An 18989-nucleotide genomic window follows, 5' to 3' on the forward strand; every position below is an offset into this window, starting at 1 on the left:
CCGGGCCGGGCCCACCGGACCCCGCCATGATCGCGCTCGATCCGTGTCGTAGTGGCATCCGGCCGCGACGGAGGGGACCACCTCCGGGATCGAGCACGATCAAGCGGTTCCCCCACGGACCGGCAGCGCGGGCCACGAGCGCACCCCGGCTACCCTCGCCGCCGTGGACGCTGTGGAGATCGAAGCACCCGTCGTCGCGGTCACCGTCTATCCGGACCGGGCCCGGGTCACCCGCCGGGGGAGCACCCGGTTGACCGCCGGGGAACACCGGATCCGGATCGCCCCCCTGCCGCTGCGGCTGCGCCGGGACTCCCTGCGCACCGGGGGCGGGGGCGCGGTCACCGTCCTCGGGGTGGAGGTGAGCACCTGGCGGCAGCCCCGCAGCACCGACGGTCAGGTCGACACGCTCACCCGGCGGGCCCGGGAACTGGCCGACGCCCTGGCCGAGGTCGACGACGACGCCGAGGTCGAGACGCAGCGACGACAGTTCCTCACCCGGCTGGCCGACCGGGCCGGCGGCACGTACGCCCGCACGCTGGCCGCCGGTGACACCGCCCCGACCGACGTGGCCACCTTCGCCGACGCGGTGGCCGCCCAACTCGCCGAGTCCCACCGCCGTCGACGTGGGCTGGCCCGGCAGCGCACCGAGCTGACCGAGGAGTTGGCGGCCGTCGAACGGGAGCTGGCCGCCGCGAACGGCAAACGGGAACCGGACCGGCTGGCCGCCGAGGTGACGGTGGCGGTGGACGCCGACGACACCGACGTGGACCTGGAGCTGAGCTACCTGGTCGACGGGGCACGCTGGGAATCCTCCTACGACCTGCGGCTGGTCGAGGAGACCATGACGGTCACCTGGTTCGGTCTGGTCACCCAGGACACCGGCGAAGACTGGCCGCAGTGCGCGCTGCAACTCTCGACCGCCCGGCCGGCGGTGGCTGCCGGCGTACCCGAGTTGTCGCCCTGGTATCTCGACCGGGTCCGGCCGGTGCCGGTGCCCCGGACGGCGGCGAGCTTCGGCGCACCACCGCCCCCCGCGCCCGCCGCCGCCCCGGCCGGTGGTGGTGGGGTGGCCCGCGCGGGCGCCCCGCGCCCCGTGGTGCGGGAAAGCGTGGCCGAGGTCGAGCAGGGGGTCACCGCGGCCACCTACCGGCCGGCCCGCCCGGTGGCGGTGCCCGCCGACGGCAGCGCCTACCGGGCCGTCATCGCCGTGCTGGACCTGCCGGTCCGCCTCGACCACGTGACCGTGCCGGTCCGGGCCGCCGAGGCGCACCTGCGGGCGACGGTCCGCAACACCTCGGCGCACACCCTGCGCGCCGGCCCGGCGGCGGTCTTCCACGGTGCCGACTTCGTCGCCGCCACCCGGCTGCCGACGTGGGCGCCCGACGAGGAGACCGAGCTGGCGCTCGGGGTGGACGACCGGGTCCGGGTGGAACGGGAGCTGACCCGGCGGGCCGACACCCGGGCCACCCTCGGCTCCACCCGGCGGCGGGACGTGGAGTACCGGATCAGCGTGGCCAACCACACCCCCCGGCCGGCGACCGTCGAGGTCCACGACCAGCTGCCGGTCTCCCGCGACGAGGCGGTGGCGGTCCGGGAGGCCGCCCTGACCCCGCCGCCGGACGAGCGTACCGAGCTGGGCGAGCTGACCTGGCGGTTGCGGCTCGGCCCGGGCGAGAGCGGCGAGATCACCCTCGGTTTCCGGGTCGAACTCGGCAAGGGGGTCGACCTGGCCGGCTGGCGGGAGTGACCGCCGCTCCCGCCGTGACCCGCCCGGCCGGCCGGGCGGGTCACGGCGGTCACCCGACGGCCGTCACGGTGAGCGCGGCGACCGACGGGTGGGGCCGCCCCTGCGCGTCGTCGATCGCGACGGCCAGCCCGCCGGTGGCCCCCGGCCCGGTGGGCGTGACCACCCGCAGGGCCGGGCCGCCGTCGACCCGGGCCACCGTCTCCCCGTCGCGCACGGTGACCGCGAGCCGGTGGGTGGCCGCCGGATCCAGCGCGGCCTCGGCGACCACCCGGCCGGCGCGCAGCAACGCCACCCGGCCGTGGGCCACCCGCACCGACACCGTGGCGTCACCGTTCACCCCGACCAGCACGGTCACCGTGCCGCCGTCGGCACGCAGGCCACGCACCGTGGCGTCGGCCGTGTAGCCGGTCCAGTCCGCGCTGGCGTACGCGAGCAGGGTGCCGTAGGCGCGGCGGGGGCTGTCGGCGGGGAACCGGCCGCCGGTCAGCGGGGACAGGTCGGTCATCGGCTCGCCGTGCTGGTCGCGCCAGTCCCAGGCGCGGGCGAACGGGTCGGTCACCCCGGCCGGCACACCCGTGCGTTCGACGACCGCGCTGACCAGTTCGGCGGCGTCGGTCGTGGCGTACACCTCGGCCCGCTCGACCTGCCCGTCGGCCGCCGACCGGCGGCTGCCCGGTTGCGGGGCGAGCGACTTGTTGGTCAGCGCGCCGACGAACCGGGCGGCGATCAGGTCGCGGCTGAACGCGGCGGCCTGCGGGTCGGTCGTCGCGTCCCCGATCTCGGAGAACGGGTACGCGAACAGGCGCGGCCGGGGCAACCCGTGGGTGGTGAACGCGGCGAACATCGCATCGAAGTCGGCGGTCAGCCGCTGCCGGTAGGCGGCCAGGCTCTCCTGGGTGCCGGTGGTCGGCTCCCACCGCCGGTGGGTCAGCGGGGAGCCGAGCCGCCCTGGCGCGGTCTGCACCCGGGTGTGCAGGTCGTGGGTGTGCGCCTGGAAGTCCCACCGGCCGGAGCGGCGCATCCGGTCGATCTCCGCCCAGCTCAGGTAGTACGGCCGGTGGGTGCCCACCTGCCCGGTGATCAGGTAGGAGGCGGCCACCATCCGGTGCCGGCGCAGGATCGGGTCGGCGTACGACCACAGGCCCCGGGTGCCGTCGTCGAAGGTGAGGTAGACCGAACGGGCCGGCACCTCGCCGCCGCGCAGGTAGTCGACGTACTGGGCCGAGGAGATCGTCCGGTAGCCGGCGGTGCGCAGTGCGGTGAGCTGGGCGTCGAACGCCTCCGGGGTGACCACGTAGTGTTCCCGGCCGCCCGGCGTGGTCGCCGCCGGGTCGTCGCCGTGCGGTCGGATGTCGTGGTAGGCCACCACCACCGGCGCGGCCCGCTCCGGCAGCCGCCCGGCCGTCTCGGCGAAGCGGCGCAGGTCGGCGGGGTCGACCCGGGTGACCGGGGTGTCGTGCTGCCCGCTGACGTGACGGCGCAGGTCGGCCAGGTACCAGGACACCCCGAAGGGCGCCGCCACCACCAGCAGGGTCACCAGCGACAGCAGTCCGCCGAGCGTGCGGGGCCACAGCCGGCTCACCGGAGCACCTCGCCCCGGGAGAAGACCACCGCGTAGAGCAGCACCAGCACCGCCGCCCCGGCGAGGGTGAGCGCCACCCGGGCCAGCCGGCTCAGCGACCGCCGCCCGGCGTTCACACCGTGCTCCGCGACCACACGCCACGCCGGATCGTCCCCACCGACCAGGGCAGCAACCAGGACAACATGGTGGCGGAGAGCACGCTCATCAACGGCCGGTACGCCCAGCGCGGGTCACCCGGGTTGTCCAGCCGGTAGGCCAGCCCCCACGCAGTGCCCTTGAGCAGCACCCCGCACAGGTAGAGCAGCGGCACCGCCCACCAGCCGCGCAGCGGCGCCCAGACCAGGTGGGAGAAGGCCATCGCCGGGGCCAGCGCCACCCACAGCGCGTGTCCGTAGTAGAGCGCGGCCGGGCCGGGCCCCCGCCGCCACATGAACGTGCCGGTGAAGAACAGGTTCCGCACGTAGCTTTTCTTCCAGCGGGTCTGCTGACGCAGGAACGGCCGCAGCCGGGCCGGCACGGTGGTCCACACCTTCGCCGAACGCACGTAGCCGACCCGCCAGGCGCGGGGCGGGTGGTCCTCGTCGCGGACGAACGGCGAGTCGGCGAAGCGCGCCTTGAGCCGGTCGCCGATCCAGCGTTGCCCCAGCACGTAGCCGGTGAGCTGCCGGTCGGTGGCGAACCGGAACTCGCCGCCGAGGAACCGGTCGGCCGCCCAGGCGGGCAGGTAGTTGAGCACCGCCTCCCGCCGGAACACCGCCAGCGGGCCGGAGACGCAGGTGACCGCCCCGAACGACGCCTCGGCAGCCTTGGAAACCCGGAACTGGCCCTCGTACCAGACGTCCTGGACCCGGGTGAGCAGCGACTCGTCGGGGTTCAGCGCGCGGGCGTGGCCGCTGACCGCGCCGAGGTCGGGTTGCCGCAGCAGGGCCTCGACGCAGCGGCCCAACGCGTCCGGGGCGAGCACGCAGTCGGAGTCGGTGAAGGCGAGCACGTCGCCGGTGGCGTGTCGGGCGGCGTGCACCAGGGCCCGCTTCTTTCCGACGTTGCGCGGCAGGTGCAGCACGGTGACCGGGAGTTCGGCGGCCAGCCGGTCGAGCACCTCGGCGGTGCCGTCGGTGGAGCCGTCGTCGACCACGATCACCTGCAACGGGCGGACGTCGCTGCCGGTCATCGACCGCACGCACGCCTCGATGCCGTCCGCCTCGTCCTTCACCGCCACCAGCAGGCTCACCGTCGGGGCCGGCGGCAGCGGCGGGAAGGAGGCGGTGTGCCGGGGCTGCGCCGGGGCCTCGGCGGGGTCGACGTAGCGGGCGTAGGCCAGGTAGAACACGGCGACGGTGGCGGTGAGCACGGCGAAGCCGTAGAACGCCAGCAGCGGGGCGTACGGCAACTGGGGCAGTTGCCGGGCCAGCAGCACGATCAGCGGCAGCAACGCGAGCACGGTGAGCAGCCGGCGCAGGCCACGCCGGACGGGGGCGGTCACCGGCATCTCAGACGACCTCCCGCCGGGGCAGCCCGGCCAGCCGGTAGGTGGCGTCGAGCACCATCGGCTGCCCGCGCAGCCACGCCTCGTCCAGGCCGGACTGGCGGGTGTGCACGACCACCAGGTCCCACTCCCGGTCGGCCGGGTCGGCGACCCGGTGCAGGGTCTGGCCGTCGGGGGTGCGGACCGTGTCGACGAGCTCGTCGACGAAGCCGACGTCCGCGCCGGCCCGGACCAGCTCACCGATGATCTCCAACGCCGGGGACTCCCGTACGTCGGCCACCCCGGGCTTGTAGGTCACCCCGGCGAGCAGCACCCGGGCGCCGAGCAGGGGGCGGCCGGCCCCGGCGAGCAGTTCCCGGATCCGGTCGACGACCCGGCGGGGGCGGGCGGCGATGCCCCGCATCGCGGTCTCGATCAGGGGCGCCTCGCGGCGTTGGCCGCGTACCTGCCACAGCAGGTAGTGCGGGTCGCAGGGGATGCAGTGCCCGCCCACCCCGGGGCCGGGCTGGAAGGCCATGAACCCGTACGGCTTGGTGTCCGCCCCGTCGATCACCTCGGTGACGTCCAGGTGCAGGTCCCGGCAGAGGTCGGCGAACTCGTTGGCGAGGGCGATGTTGACCGCCCGGAAGGTGTTCTCCAGCAGCTTGGTCATCTCGGCGGCCTCGGGGGAGCCGAGCCGGTGCACCAGGGGGGTGATCCGGGACAGCGCGGCGGCGGCCCGTGCGGTGCAGTCCGGGGTGGTGCCGCCGACGACCCGGGGGGTGAGTTCCTGGCGGTGCCGGTCGTTGCCGGGGTCGACCCGTTCCGGGGCGAAGGCCACGAAGACCTCCTGCCCGACCCGCAGGCCCCGGGCGGCCAGCGGCGCGACCAGCAGCTCCCGGGTGGTGCCGACGTAGCTGGTGGAGGTGAGCACGATGGTCTGGCCGGGGCGGGCGTGGGCGACCACCGCCGCGCAGGCCGCCCGCAACGCGGCGAGGTCGGGGGCGAGGTGCCGGTCGACCGGCGTGGGTACGCAGATCAGCACCGTGTCGGCGTCGGCGATCTCACCGACCGCGGTGGTGAGGCGCAGCGCGGGATCGGTGGCCCGCAACGTCTCCCGGAGTCGGTCGTGGTCGTCGTCGAGCAGGTCGGCGCGACCGGCCCGGATGTCGTCGAGCCGGTCCGGTGAGATGTCCACCCCGATCACCCGGGAGCCGCTGGCGACCAGGGCCAGGCTGGTCGGCAGGCCCACGTAACCGAGGCCCACCACGGCGGTACGCGCCCCGGGGGCGGTGGTGGCGGTGGCCGGCTCCGGTGGCGCGGCCGGGGCCGTCGGGGCGCTGGTCGGGACGTCGGACCGGGCGGCGGGCAGAAGCTGCGACATGGTCGGTGACCCTCACGGACGGTGAACGGGGATGACCCAAGAGTGCGACTAGCCCACCCCCGTCGGCTGTCCGACGAACAGTCGTCACGAAGCGAAAAGGCTACGGTCGGTGACTGTCCTTTCGGTCAGTTTTCGGCGTGTTACCTGCCCGGAAGCGGTGTTGCCACCTGGAAGTCCTGACCGGCGGTGGTCTCCGGCGCATCATGGGTCCCGCCCGTCCCACCGCTGTCACCGGTCGGTGCGGAGTAAGAATCATCACTGGCGGTGAGCCGTCGATCGTGCGCAACCCGCCGGGGCCGGCGGTCCGACCGGTCGGCCGTTCCCCGGCTCCACGGCCCCGCGTGTCGCCCCGGGAGCGCCCGGGCGGGACGGGTGCGATCCGGCGATCCGTGTGGTTCACCGTCTCTGCCGCCGCCTGGGGCGACGGGCGGGCGTGGTGTCGCCCGGCTGCTCCGACGGGTACTCCGGGCACCCCCGTCGATGGTCACCCACGGTGACGCAGCGGTGCCGGCTGCTGGGTGCCGCCGCGTGACGGGACGACGGCCCGGCTTTGTCGCCCGGGTGGGCTAGCCTCCGGTGTCTTAACCCACCGAGCCATGGGGTGTCCACATGGGATGGTCAGAGGTGTCGGGTGGCTACCAGGTCACTCTCCGCGATGGTGATGTCGTCGCCCGGAACGCCAAGGGACGGGAACTCCGTTCCGTGCCGGCGTCCCTGCGCGACGATCCGACCGTGGTGGGGCTGCGTCAGCTCACCGAGTGGCTGACCCGGCACGAGGGCCAGTGCCGCACGGACATCGAACGCTGGATGGTGCGTTCGCTGCCGGTGCCGGTCGCGGTCCTGACCGAGGTGTGGCCGGACGAGGCGTGGCGCACCGCGCTGACCGACCTCGTCGTCGTGGTGCTCGACGACGACGGCCACCGGGACCCGGACGGCGTGGGTCTGCTCCGCGAGGTCGGCGACGGTCAGGTCGGGCTGGTCGACCTCGACGGTGACTCCGTCCGCCGGGCCGCCCGACGGATCGTCATCCCCCACCCGGTCACCCTCGACGACCTCGACGACCTCCGGGAGTTCGCCGCCGAACTCCAGGTCCGCCAGTCCGTCGACCAGCTCTTCCGGCAGACCTGGGTCCGGGGGCCGCAGGTCGACGCGACGGCGACCCGGTTCGGCGACTACGCCGGCGGCCGGTACGACCAGCTGCGCCACCTGACGGCCCGCGCGACGAAGCTCGGCTACCCGGTGCGCGGCGGCAACGCGGTGTGCCGGATCGTCGAGGACGGGCGCACCGTCGAGGCCCGGTCGTGGGTCGGCGCGGAGGACCCGTACTTCGAGACCGAGACCGGTGACCTCGTCTTCACCGACCGGCACGGCACCGCCCTGCCGCTGGGCGCGGTCGGCCCGGTGGCCTGGTCGGAGGGAACCCGGATGGCCGCCGCGCTGTACGCCGGCCGGGTCGTGGCAGCAGAGCAGGAGGAGGACCGGTGAGCATCGACGCGATGGACCTGTTGGAGGCGGGCGCGGTGCTGCCCGTCGGCACGGTGGTGGCCAAGGACGACACCACCGACACCCTGACCGCCCGCCGGTACACCCACCCCGTCCTCGCCGGACGGACCGTGGTCCGGCTGGTCAGCGAGGCGCTGGGCGAGGCCGAGGACCTGTCCATGGAGTTCCTCGGCTTCGACCGGCCGCAGCGGGTGACCCCGGTCGGCGTGGTCCGCCAGCAGGCGCTCGGCTTCCCGGCCTGGGCGCTGGTCCACGACCCGGCCAACGGGCACCACGCCCTGGCCCTGGTCAAGGAGATCGAGCGGCTGGCCCGTACGGCGCGCTCCCGGGTCGGCCCGGCCAAGGACGGCTTCAACGCCCTCGGGGAGCGGCTGGCCCGGTCGGTGCCGCACTTCCTGCCCACGTTCTACGAGGAGGCCGGTCGGGCGTTCCTCGCCGCCGACAGCGTCACCCACGCCGCGAGCATGTTCGGCAAGGCCCGCGACGCCGAACGCGCCTACGGGCTGACCATCGACGAGGACCGCCAGCACGCCGTGTTCCTGGAGTTCGCGCTGGCCGGGGCGCTGACCGCGAAGGCGCTCTCCGGTCACGCCCGGGACCTCGCGACCCGGCGTTCCGCCGCCGACGCGTACGCGATGTTCCTGCGGCTGTGCGTGGAGCGCACCCTGGGTGGCCTGCCCCCGTACGCGGCGATGCACACCGACCTGCGCCGGCTGGCCCGCGCCGCCGGGCTCGACCCGGCCGCCGAGGACGAGCGGGTACTCGGCGAACTGTTGGCCGCGCCCGCGCTCAACCGGGCGCCGGAGGCGTTCTGGAACGCCTACCGGGCGTCGTTGGCCCGGCTCGCCGCGAACGATCCCGCCCTGCGCGGCCGGCTGCTCGGCCTGACCCCCCAGCACTGCGGCGACGACGTCTGGCTGGAGGTGCTGGAGTCGGCCGGCGCCACCCAGGCGCTGACCGGGCCGGCGGGCGGCGTCCCCGCCGAGGCCGAGTCGCCGGACGGACCCGCCGGCTGGCTGCGCCGCTTCGACGAGCACCGGGAACGCCGCTCGTGGCGGGTCCGCAAGCGGCACCCCGGGCTGCTCGCCCTGGTGGACCGGATGGCGGGACGGCTCAAGGCCGACGGGGTGCCGGTCGTTCTCTGCCGCGCCCACGACGCCGTGGACCTCGACCTGCTCGACACCTGCCTGGCGCTGGGGGTGCCCGTCGCGGATCCGGCCGGCGACGTCCGGCACCGGCTGGACAACTGGTTCTCCGACGACACCGACGGCCGGCGTGACCTGGTCGCCGTCGCCGCCGACCCCCGGTTCCTGCCGATGCTGCTCGAGGGCGTCGAACGGCGACTGCGCACCGGCGCGCGCGACCAGCGCGACCCGACGCCCCGGGTACGGGAGATCGTCGCGGTGCCCGGCCTGCGGACCGCCCTGCGCAGCTGGCTGGACACCCTCGCCGACGCCGTCGGGCGGCAGGGGCTGCCGACACTCGACCAGCACCTCGACCGGGTCGGTACCGTCGCCTGCCCGACCGGCTTCGCCGTCAACCCCGACGCGGTACGCCGACTCGTCGACCACGACCTCGGCCCGGTCCTCGGCCGTACGCTGCGCTGCGGCCTGCTCGACGAGTACGGCTGGCCCGCCCTGGACACCGCCGCCGAACGGCTCACCGAGTCGACCACGGACGTGCAGCTCACCGGGCAGTGGCCGAACCTGCTGCTGCTCACCGGCGACCTGGTGACGGTCATCGGGCCGGACGCCGTGGAGCAGGAACACCTGATGCGGATCCCGGCCGGGGAGAACCGGTACCGCTGGCGGCTGGTGCTGCGCCACGTCGACGGGCAACTGCTGGTCTGCTGGGACCGGGGCCGGGACCGGGCCGCCTACTGGAGCGGCACCCCGGACGACGTCTTCACCCTCGCCGACGACGCCTTCACCACCTACCCCCAGCTGTCGCTGCCGCTGCCCGGCGGCGGGCGCACCATGGGGCGGCGTCCGTTGCGGGTCGGCGACCGGGCCGAGCGAACCGGTGGCCGGGTCATCAGCGACGGCACCACCTACTGGCTACGCGCCGCCGACCACCCGCTGGGCTGGCAGGAGTACGACCCCACGACGGGCGAGCGTGGACGGTTCTCCCGGCCGACGTTCTTCGAGGACGGCACCGTCGACGGTCGACCCCTCGACGCCGGCGCGTCCTGGCTGCGCCCCACCGAGTCGTCCGACAGCCCGCTGGGCCGCGCCGACGGGCTGGCCGGCTGGCGGGTGCGGCGCGGGGCGGACGGCGGCTGGTCCGGCGAAGCCGTGAACGGGCGGTCCTTCGCCCTGCCGGCGGGTGCCGCCGACGGCAGGCTCGCGGCGGCGGTGCGGTTCCCCGGCGCGGACACCACCTTCGGACTGCTGCACGGTGGCCGGGGCGCCAACGGCGAGTTGCTGCTCTGCGCCGAGGACGGCTTCCTGCTCGGGCGCTACCCGTCCGGCGGTGAGCGGTCCGCCTTCGCCGCCGGCAGCCGGCTGGTGCCGCCGCCGGAGTACTGGCACTTCCTGCGCCCCCGCGACGAGGCCGGCTCGGCGGCGCTGCGCGACGTCACCGACGCGCAGGCCGGCGCCCTGCTGGCCGACGCGGCCGGGCTGGACGCCGACCAGGTGCGTGCCCTGGTCGGCCGGCACCTGCCGCAGCTCACCGCGCCCGCCCTCGTCGCCGGGGTCGCCGGGCTCGTCACCCGGGCCGCCGAGCAGGTGACGCGGCTGCGGACGCTGGCCGCCGTGCTCGACGGCGAGCAGGACAACGCGCTGCCGGCGCAGGAGGCCCCGACCGGGTCACCGGCGGTCGACCGGCTGCTCTCCGAAGGGCTCGCCGGGCTGATCCAGTACTGCTACGCCGCGGAGGACAGCTCCCTGCGGCTGATCTCCCGCGCGGGTGCCGCGCTCACCGGCACCGACCCGATGCCTGCCGCCCGGGTCCAGCTGGACGGTGACCTCGACTGGTTCGACCTGCTGGGGGTACTGCCGGCCGCGATGTACCGGGCGGTGGCCCCGATCTGCCTGTCCGAGGTCCGTGAGGCGCTGCTGACGCTGCTGGAGGTGTGCGCCCGTTCCGGGCTCCTCGCCCCGGGCAGCCGACTGCGGCGGGTCACCCTGGTCGCCGACGGCAACCAGCCGCTCGACCACGTCCGGGGACAGGTGCTGACCGAGGCCGGCCGGCGGTTGCTGGTGCTCGCCGTCGACACCGACGACCGTGAACTCGACGTGCTCGACTGGACGCCGACCGGACGGTTCTCGGCGGTGTCCGGCTTCCGGATCACCGAGGAGCGGATCCTGCCGACCGGTGACGTCACGCCGCAGCGGATCGACGAGTTCGTCCGGCTCGCCCGGGCCAACGAGCCGATGGAGTGGCAGCCGGAGTGGGCCCGCACCCTGTCCGACGCGGCGGGCATGAGCTACTCCGAGGCGGTGCTGCTGCTGGCGGGCCTGCCCCGGCTCGTGTGGGAGAGGGCCCCCGCCGAACTGCTGACCATCCTGGAACTGCCCGACCCGGCCGCCCCCGCCGCGGCGGCCCGGTTCTGGGGCACCGGCGGTCGCGGCCGGCAGGTCTTCGCCAACCTGCTCGGGCGGCTGATCCCCGAGGACGCGGCGCGGCTGTGGGTCGACGGGCCCCGGCAGGATCTGATCGTCGAGGAGTGGGTGCGGCGGCACGGGCCACGGCGACCCGTGTCCGACGAGTTGATCGTTCAGGTGGACCGGGCCGGGGTGACCAGCCCGCTGCCGGCCTCGACGGTGCTCCACTGGGTCGCCAACGCGGCCACCGGCCGCTGGCTGGCCGGGTCCGGCACCGGTGTCGACGACGACGACGCGCTGATCGCGCTGACCAGGACGCTGCCGTGGCTGGCGTACCACCTGGCCGTCGACGACCCGATCCGGGCGGCGCTGCCGGTCGCCGCCGACCTGGCCCGGCAGCGGTTGGCCGACCCCGGCTTCACCGTCTTCGTCGGGCACGTCGACGGCACGAAGCTGCCGGCGTTCACCGCCGCGTTCGGCCTGCCGGTGACGACCGGCCCGGCCGGCACCGAGGTCGGCCCGGTGCTGATCCCGCCGACCGACCGCTGGCACCGGGTCCGGTTGTACCCGTCCCGGCTGTCCGCAACGGACGATCCGGCGGTGGCCGTGCTGCGGGCCCGCCTCGACCACGTCAACGAGCAGCTGCTCGCGGCGCTGCGGGCGCTGGTCGGCGGCCAGCTCACCGAGGTGGTGTCGCACGTCGTCCCGGCGATGGACGACGGCTTCGCGCAGGACCCGACCCGGTCCGACCCTGAACTGGTCGCCACGGTCGCCACGACGCTCGGGCTGGGTGCCGACGCCGCGGCGCTCTACCTGCAACTGCTCGCCCTGCCCGACCCGACCGACCGCAACGTCGCCCGGTGGACCGGCTGGAAGCCGGCCCGACTCAAGGCGGCCCGCGCCGAGCTGGCCGCGACCGGTCACGTCGTGGTGGCGAAACGGCCCCGGGCCGGGCGGTCGCTGTTCCTGCCCGGCGGCTGGTTGGCGCTCAAGGCGCCGCTGCTGCCGCTGGAACGGTGGAAACTCCCGCTGCTGATCGGGGGCGAGGGTGGCGTGACCGCCCTCGGCATCGTCTCCCCGGTGGCCCCACCGCCCCGCCTGTTCGCGCTCGCCTGGGCCCGGCTGCGCGACGGCGACGCACCCCGCTTCGACGATCTCGTTACGGAAGGCCGCCGATGACCACCACGACCACCCCGACGGCGCGTCAGGTCGAGCCGGCCGAACACGCCCACGCCACCGAGCTGGCGTTCCTCGCCGCGTACGACGACGGGGCCCGGCCGCCGGGCTGGCGGTTGACCCCCCGTGCCGTCGTCACGTTCATCGTCGGCAGCGCCGGTGTCCCGCTGGAACTGCCCCGACAGGCCCGCCGTGACGACCTGCCCCGCACCCTGACCGTGGCCGCCAAGTTCGTCGGGGAACGGGCACTGGTCGAACGCTGCGTCGTCACCCTCGCCGGGGAGCGGGGCCTGCTGCTCGTCGGCGAACCGGGCACCGCCAAGTCGATGCTGTCGGAGCTGCTGTCCGCCGCGATCTGCGGCAGCAGCGAACTGGTCGTGCAGGGCACCGCGGGCACCACCGAGGACCAGCTCCGCTACGGCTGGAACTACGCGCTGCTGCTCGCGCACGGGCCGAGCGCCGCCGCGCTGGTGCCGTCGCCGATCCTGTCCGCGATGCGTACCGGCGCGGTGGCCCGGGTGGAGGAGATCACCCGCTGCCTGCCGGAGGTCCAGGACGCGCTGGTGTCCATCCTGTCCGACCGGCGGATCGCGGTGCCCGAGCTGTCCGGCACCGCCGACGCCACCGTCCCCGCCGCGCCCGGGTTCACGCTGATCGCCACCGCCAACCTGCGTGACCGGGGGGTGTCGGAGATGTCGGCGGCGCTCAAGCGCCGGTTCAACTTCGAGACCGTCGGCCCCATCGGTGACCTGGCCCAGGAGATCGCCCTGGTGCAGCGGCAGGCCCGCGCCACGCTGGAGCGGGTGCAGGCCCCCTTCGCGGTCGACGAGGCCGTGCTGGAGGCCCTGGTCACCGCGTTCCGGGACCTGCGCGCGGGTCGGTCGGTCGAGGGCTGGGAGGTGGAACGGCCCTCCACCGTGATGAGCACCGCCGAGGCGGTGGCGGTCGCATCGTCGCTGGCGCTGGCGGCGGCCTACTTCCCCGGCGACCGGGACGTGTTGTCGCTGCTGCCGGGTCACCTGCTCGGCGTGGTCCGCAAGGACGACCCGGCCGACGGGGCCAAGTTGCTCGGCTACTGGGACGGCGCGGTGCGGCGGCGGGCCGAGGACGGTGCGCGGCTGTGGCGGCAACTCTGGGAACTGCGCGATGTCCTCGCCGACTGAACCGCCGTCCCCGGCCGGGCCGCCGTCGCCGCGCGCCGCGCAGGTGCCCGCCGGGCCACCGGCGGAACCGGTCGACCCCACGGTCGCGGTCACCGCGCTGGCCGGGCACCGGCGGCCCTACCTGATCGGGGTACGCCACCACTCGCCCGCGCTGGCGGTGGCCCTGCCCCGGCTGCTGGCCGGGTACCGGCCCGAGGTGCTGCTCCTGGAACTCCCACCGGAACTCGGCGAGTGGCTGCCGTGGCTCGCCGACCCGGCCACCACCGCCCCGGTGGCGCTGGCCGGGGTGGTCGGCGAGGGCGGGGGACCGGCGTTCTACCCGTTCGCCGACTTCTCCCCGGAACTGGTGGCGGTGCGCTGGGCCGCCCGTAACGGGGTTCCGGTCGTACCGTGTGACCTGCCGTTGGCGGACGCGGCCTGGGGGGAGCGCGAGCCGGGTGCCGCCCCGACGCCGGGCTTGTCGTTCGCCGACGCGCTGCGCGCGGCGGGCAGCGGGCGGGCCGACGAGGACCTGTGGGACCGGTCGGTCGAGGCCCGCGCCCCGGGCGCCGACCCGGAGGCGGTACGCCGGGCGGCGCTCGCGGTCGGCTGGGCGATGCGGGCCGACGCCGAACGGGGGACCGGGGTGTCCCCCCTCGACCTGCGGCGGGAGGCATGGATGCGGCAGTGCCTGGCGGAGGCGGGGCAGCGTCGGGTCGCCGCCCTGGTCGGCGCGTTCCACGCCCCGGCGCTGCTGACCGGTGCGCCGGCCCCGTCCCGGGCCGGGCCGGCCGGTGCGTCGTCGGTGGTGACGTCGCTGGTGCCGTACACGTTCGGGTTGCTCGACGCCCGGTCGGGCTATCCGGCGGGCATCCGCGATCCGCAGTGGCAGCAGTCGGTCCTCACCGCCGCCGGCGACCCCGCCGCGGTCGAGTCGGCCACGACCGCCGCCGTGGTGGCCGTCTGCGCGGCGATCCGGCGGGCCGGCCACCCGGCCGGTCCCGGCGAGGCCCGGGAGACGGTCCGGCTCGCCCTCGACCTGGCCCGACTGCGCGGCCTGCCCGCACCGGGCCGGGGTGAACTGGTCGAGGCGATCCAGAGCGTGTTGGCCCACGGCGAGGTGCTCGGTCGGGGTCGGGCGGTGGCCCGCGCGATGGAGGAGGTACTCGTCGGGGACCGGCGCGGCGCGCTGGCCCCCGGTGCCCCCCGCTCCGGGCTGGCCCCGGCGGTGCGGGAACTGCTGGCCCGGTTGCGCCTGCCCGGGGCCGGCGACCCAGCCAGGGAGCTGCGGTTGGACCCGTTGCGTTCGCCGCTGGACCGGCGGCGGGAGATCACCCTGCACCGGCTGACGGTCTGTGGCGTCGGCTACGCCACGCCGGTCGCCGGCACGGGGGTCGGCGGGGTCGACCCGGTCACCACCCGCTGGCGGGTGGAGTGGTCGCCCCGGACCGAGGCGACCATCGAGGTGGCCGGGCTGCACGGGGTGACCCTCGGCCAGGCCGCCGAGGGCGCGTTGGTGCAGCGGCGACGGCGGGAGCGGGCCGAGGACGGACCGACGGTGACCGCCCTGATCGCCGGGCTGGAGGACGCCGCCCGGTGCGACCTGGCCGGGTTGGCCGCCCGCCGGCTCGCCGAGGTGGCGGTCACCGTACCGGCCGAAGGCACCCTCGGTGAACTGGTCGCCGCGTTGGCGCTGCTCGACCGGTTGCGCCTCGGCCACCTGCCAGGCACATCGGAGCTGCCGGCGGACGAACTGGGCCGGGTCGTCGAGGCGTTGGAGAGCGCGGCGGTCCGGCAGGTCGACGGGCTGCTCGGCGCCGAGGACGTATCCGACGCGGAGGCGTTGGCAACGCTCGCCCAGCGGGCCGACGTCGCCGGGGCGGGGCTGCGCCTGGCCGACTGCCTGGCCCGGCTCGCCACCGGGGGTTCGCCGCTGATGGCCGCCGCCGCCGGGGCGGTCCAGGTCCTGCTGGGCCTGCGGGAGCCGGCCGCCTACGGACGGCTCGTCACGTCCTGGCTGGACACCGCGACGACGCCCACCGGACGCCAGCAGTTGCAGGGCCACCTGACCGGGTTGCTGGTCGCCGCCGAACCGCTGCTACGGGCCAGCGACGAGGTGCTCGACGGGCTCCTGGAACGGGTCGAGACCCTGCCCGACGAGGAGTTCCTCATCCGGCTGCCGGCGCTGCGCGCCGGCTTCCACGTGGTCAGCCCGGCCGGGCGGGACCGGCTGCTGGACGTGGTCCGGGAACGACTGGACGACACCGGTCCGACCGCCGACGTCGCGGTGCTCGACGACCCGGACGCCCTGCTGGTCCGGCTGCACGCCGACGCGGCGGGCCGCCGGGCGCTCCTGGCGCAGGGTCTGCTCGCCGCCGAGCCGGCGGACCCGTCGCCGCAGCCGCCGACGGTCACCGACGCGACGCGGCCGGCCGTCCGGCGTACCCCGGCCGGTGGGTTGTCGACAGTGGACCGGTGGCGGCTGGTGCTCGGCCGGGAGTCGACCCGGGTCGGGCCGCGCGCCCGCCGCTACGCCACCGCGCTCGACGAGCTGTACGGGGCCGGCCGGGGTGAGGGGGCCGGTGCCGAGGCGGCCGGTCGCGCCGGCCGGGAGGCGTCCTTCCCCGGCGTACGGGAGTGGGCGCAGGAACTGTCCGCCCTGTTCGGCCCCGGGGTGCGCGAGGAGGTGCTGGCCCGGGCGGTGGAGGCGGGCCGGCTGGACGCGGTCACCGAACTGGACCCGGCGGCGGTGCGCCCGTCGGTCGAGCTGCTCCGTGACGTGCTCACCCTCGCCGGTGGGCTGCCGGAGTCCACGGTGGCGCGGCTGCGCCCGCTGGTGGCCCGGATCGTGGCGGAGCTGACCCGGCAGCTGGCCGCCCGGCTGCGCCCGGCGTTGACCGGGTTGACGACCCCCCGCCCCACCTACCGGCCGGGTGGCCCGCTGGACCTGCCCCGGACGCTGCGCGCCAACCTGACCACCGCCCGCCGCGACGGGCAGGGCCGGGTGACGCTGGTGCCGGAGCGGCCGGTGTTCCGGACCCGGGCCCGCCGGGGGGTGGACTGGCGGCTGGTGCTCGTCGTCGACGTCTCCGGCTCGATGGAGGAGTCGGTGATCTGGTCGGCGCTCACCGCCGCGGTGCTGGCCGGTGTCCCGGCGCTGAGCACGCACTTCGTCGCCTTCTCCACCGAGGTGGTGGACCTGACCGAGCGGGTGGACGACCCGCTGGCCCTGCTGTTGGAGGTCAGCGTCGGCGGGGGCACGCACATCGCGGCCGGGCTGCGCTACGCCCGGTCCCTGGTCACCGTGCCGCAGCGGACGATGGTGGTGGTGATCAGCGACTTCGAGGAGGGGTACCCGATGGGTGGTCTGCTGGCCGAGACCCGGGCGTTGGTGGAGGCGGGCTGTCAGGTGCTGGGCTGTGCCAGCCTGGACGACACCGGCCGTCCCCGCTACTCGGTCGCGGCGGCGGGTCAGCTGGTCGCGGCGGGGATGCCGGTCGCCGCGTTGAGCCCGCTGGAGCTGGCCCGGTGGGTCGGCGAGCAGGTGCGGCGGTGACCGGCCTGCCGCCGGTGACCGCGCCGGTGCTGGCCGAGGCCCTGGAGGCGCTGCCCGCCCGGCTGCGCCGCAAGGTCGACGACGCGGTCGCCCGGGCCGCTGGCTGGCCGGTCACCGGCACGGACGGCGGGGCGACGGTCCGGGTCGACGAGGCGACCACGGTGACCCTGGTGACGGCCGACGGGGTGGTGCGCCGCGCCGCCGACGCCCGGTGCAGTTGCCTGCTCGCGCCGAACTGCCTGCACCGGATGGCGGTGCTCGCCCTGGCCCCGGTGGACGACGCGGCCCCGGTGGACGACGCGGCTGCCATGAACGACGCGGCCCGGGTGGACGACGCGGCCGCCGGCCGGCCCGTCGATCCGGCTTGCGCGACCGAACCGCCCGCCGGGGTGACCGGTGACGCGGTGGCGGAGGGTGCCGGGTCGCCGCCCGCGCCCACCGAGCGGCAGCGGGCCGCCGCCGACGGGCTGTGGCAGGTGGGCGTGGCGGTGCTCGGGGCGGGGATCGTCGGCTGCGGGGTGGTGCTGCGGACCGCCCTGCTGCGGGCGGTGCACGAGGCCCGGGCCAACGGCCTGCACCGGGCTGCCGCGGCCGGCACCCGGGTCGCGGCCGGGCTGCGGGCCGCCCGGGAGGGCGAACCCCAGCACCGGCTGGCCGACCTGACCGACGACCTGCGGGAGCTGCTGGCGGTGTCCCGCCGGCTGCGCGGGGAGACGCCGGCCGGTGACCTCGGCGCGTTGCTGGGCACCGCCCGGCGGACCTACGACCCACAGGCCGGCCTGCGACTGTACGGGCTCTGCACGGTCCCGGTGGTGGCCGATTCCGGGTACGCCGGGGTGGTCACCTACCTGGCGGACCGCGACGGTCGACTCTGGACGGTCGCCGATCTCGCCCCGGGTGACGCGGGCCGGGCCGCCGGCGCGGGTGACGCGACCGTGGCGGTGGGCGAGTCGGGGCTCAGCCACCGGCAGCTCACCCGGGCCGGGCTGGTGGTGTCCGGCGGCACCGCCTCGGAGTCGGGGCAGTTGGGTGCCGGGCGGGCGGTCCGGGCGGCGCGGGCCGCCGGGGTGGGCTGGGCCGAGGAACCCCTCGCCGGGCTCTGGGCGCAGCCCCTGCCCGACCAGGTCCGGCGGGCCTTCGGCGCGGTGACCCTGCCGTTGCCGGAGCGCCCGGCCGGTGCCGACCTGCTCTTCCTGACCGTACGGGTGCTGGGTGGGCACGACCACACCGTCCTGGTCGACACCGCCGACGGGGCGGTCCTGACGCTGACCGTCGCCGACGAGCACGCCGCCCTGCCGCACCGGGCCAACCTGCGCCTGCTGGGGCAGGCGGTGGGGGCGCGGCTGCGCCTGGTGGGTCGGCTCGATCCGACCCGCCGGGCGACCGTCCAGGCGCTCGCCGTGGGACCGGTCGACGACGACGGGCCGGGGCTCACCCTGCCGGCGAGCTGGGCGGGTCACGCCGATCTCGGCTACGACCGGCTGCACACGAGCCAGCTCAGGACGGGGGACGCTGCGGCGGTGCCACCGCCCGACCGGCTCGCGGCCCCGGACCCGGCCGTGCCGCGTCCCCGGCTCGGCGATCCCGCCCTGGAGTCGTTGCGCCGGCAGGTGGAGCGGGTCGTCTCGGGTGGCCGGGCGATCCAGGCGTTGGCCGACCCGACGGAACGGAAGCTGCGGCTGGCCCGCCTGGACCTCGGCGCGCACCTGCTCGCCGCGATGGGATCGGCGGCCCGGGCCCGACCCCGGGATGCCTTCGGGCGGCTCACCGACGACGACGGGCAGGCGTTCGCCGCGTCCTGGCTGGCGTTGGCGGTCTACGAGGAGGCGGCGTCTCGGGCGTCGGCGGAGGCGTCCTGGCTGCCGTGACCGTCCACGCCCGGCCGG

The 18989-nt window shown here is 76.0% G+C and carries 9 protein-coding genes; 6 read left to right on the forward strand and 3 right to left on the reverse strand.

Translation table 11 applies throughout. From position 1 onward, the window contains the following. Positions 1-163: 163 nt before the first annotated feature. Positions 164-1747, forward strand: coding sequence for a DUF4139 domain-containing protein (locus tag AB0C22_RS08380; RefSeq protein ID WP_357534245.1), 1584 nt, complete (start codon positions 164-166; stop codon positions 1745-1747). A 49-nt stretch (positions 1748-1796) separates the two neighbouring features. Here AB0C22_RS08380 and AB0C22_RS08385 read toward each other — a convergent pair whose 3' ends face one another. From AB0C22_RS08385 to AB0C22_RS08395, 3 genes are all read right to left on the reverse strand, one after another. Beyond that, positions 1797-3329, reverse strand: coding sequence for a polysaccharide deacetylase family protein (locus AB0C22_RS08385; protein ID WP_219462948.1), 1533 nt, complete (start codon positions 3327-3329; stop codon positions 1797-1799). A gap of 112 nt (positions 3330-3441) precedes the next feature. Next, positions 3442-4818 carry a glycosyltransferase gene (locus tag AB0C22_RS08390; protein WP_357534247.1) on the reverse strand — a complete coding sequence of 459 codons (1377 nt, stop codon included), beginning with the start codon at positions 4816-4818 and terminating at the stop codon, positions 3442-3444. 1 nt (position 4819) lies between these two features. Next, a complete protein-coding gene (locus AB0C22_RS08395; RefSeq protein ID WP_357534249.1) occupies positions 4820-6178 on the reverse strand; it encodes a nucleotide sugar dehydrogenase in 1359 nt (452 codons plus the stop codon). 609 nt (positions 6179-6787) lie between these two features. Between AB0C22_RS08395 and AB0C22_RS08400 the strand changes: the two genes are divergently transcribed. Genes AB0C22_RS08400 through AB0C22_RS08420 form a run of 5 tightly spaced genes read left to right on the forward strand, consistent with a single transcriptional unit; the run spans position 6788 to position 18971 of the window. After that, the gene (locus AB0C22_RS08400) at positions 6788-7663 is read left to right on the forward strand and encodes a DUF4132 domain-containing protein (protein ID WP_208566777.1); all 876 of its coding nucleotides are present in this window, start codon (positions 6788-6790) and stop codon (positions 7661-7663) included. Further along, complete coding sequence (locus AB0C22_RS08405; protein ID WP_357534251.1) at positions 7660-12408, forward strand: hypothetical protein; 4749 nt, start codon at positions 7660-7662, stop codon at positions 12406-12408. Before AB0C22_RS08400 ends, AB0C22_RS08405 begins: the two co-directional genes overlap by 4 nt. Beyond that, positions 12405-13568 (forward strand): AAA family ATPase, encoded by a 1164-nt coding sequence (locus tag AB0C22_RS08410; protein WP_208566775.1) that lies wholly within the window; start codon positions 12405-12407, stop codon positions 13566-13568. Before AB0C22_RS08405 ends, AB0C22_RS08410 begins: the two co-directional genes overlap by 4 nt. After that, on the forward strand, positions 13552-17103 hold the full coding sequence (locus AB0C22_RS08415; RefSeq protein ID WP_219462930.1) for a DUF5682 family protein: 3552 nt from the start codon (positions 13552-13554) through the stop codon (positions 17101-17103). The genes AB0C22_RS08410 and AB0C22_RS08415 overlap by 17 nt, the downstream gene beginning before the upstream one ends. Continuing rightward, the gene (locus tag AB0C22_RS08420) at positions 17100-18971 is read left to right on the forward strand and encodes a hypothetical protein (protein WP_357534254.1); all 1872 of its coding nucleotides are present in this window, start codon (positions 17100-17102) and stop codon (positions 18969-18971) included. Before AB0C22_RS08415 ends, AB0C22_RS08420 begins: the two co-directional genes overlap by 4 nt. The last annotated feature ends 18 nt before the right edge of the window (positions 18972-18989 follow it).

Origin of the sequence: Micromonospora sp. NPDC048894, from assembly GCF_040649765.1 — a bacterium.
GTDB classification, from domain to species: Bacteria; Actinomycetota; Actinomycetes; order Mycobacteriales; family Micromonosporaceae; genus Micromonospora; species Micromonospora antibiotica.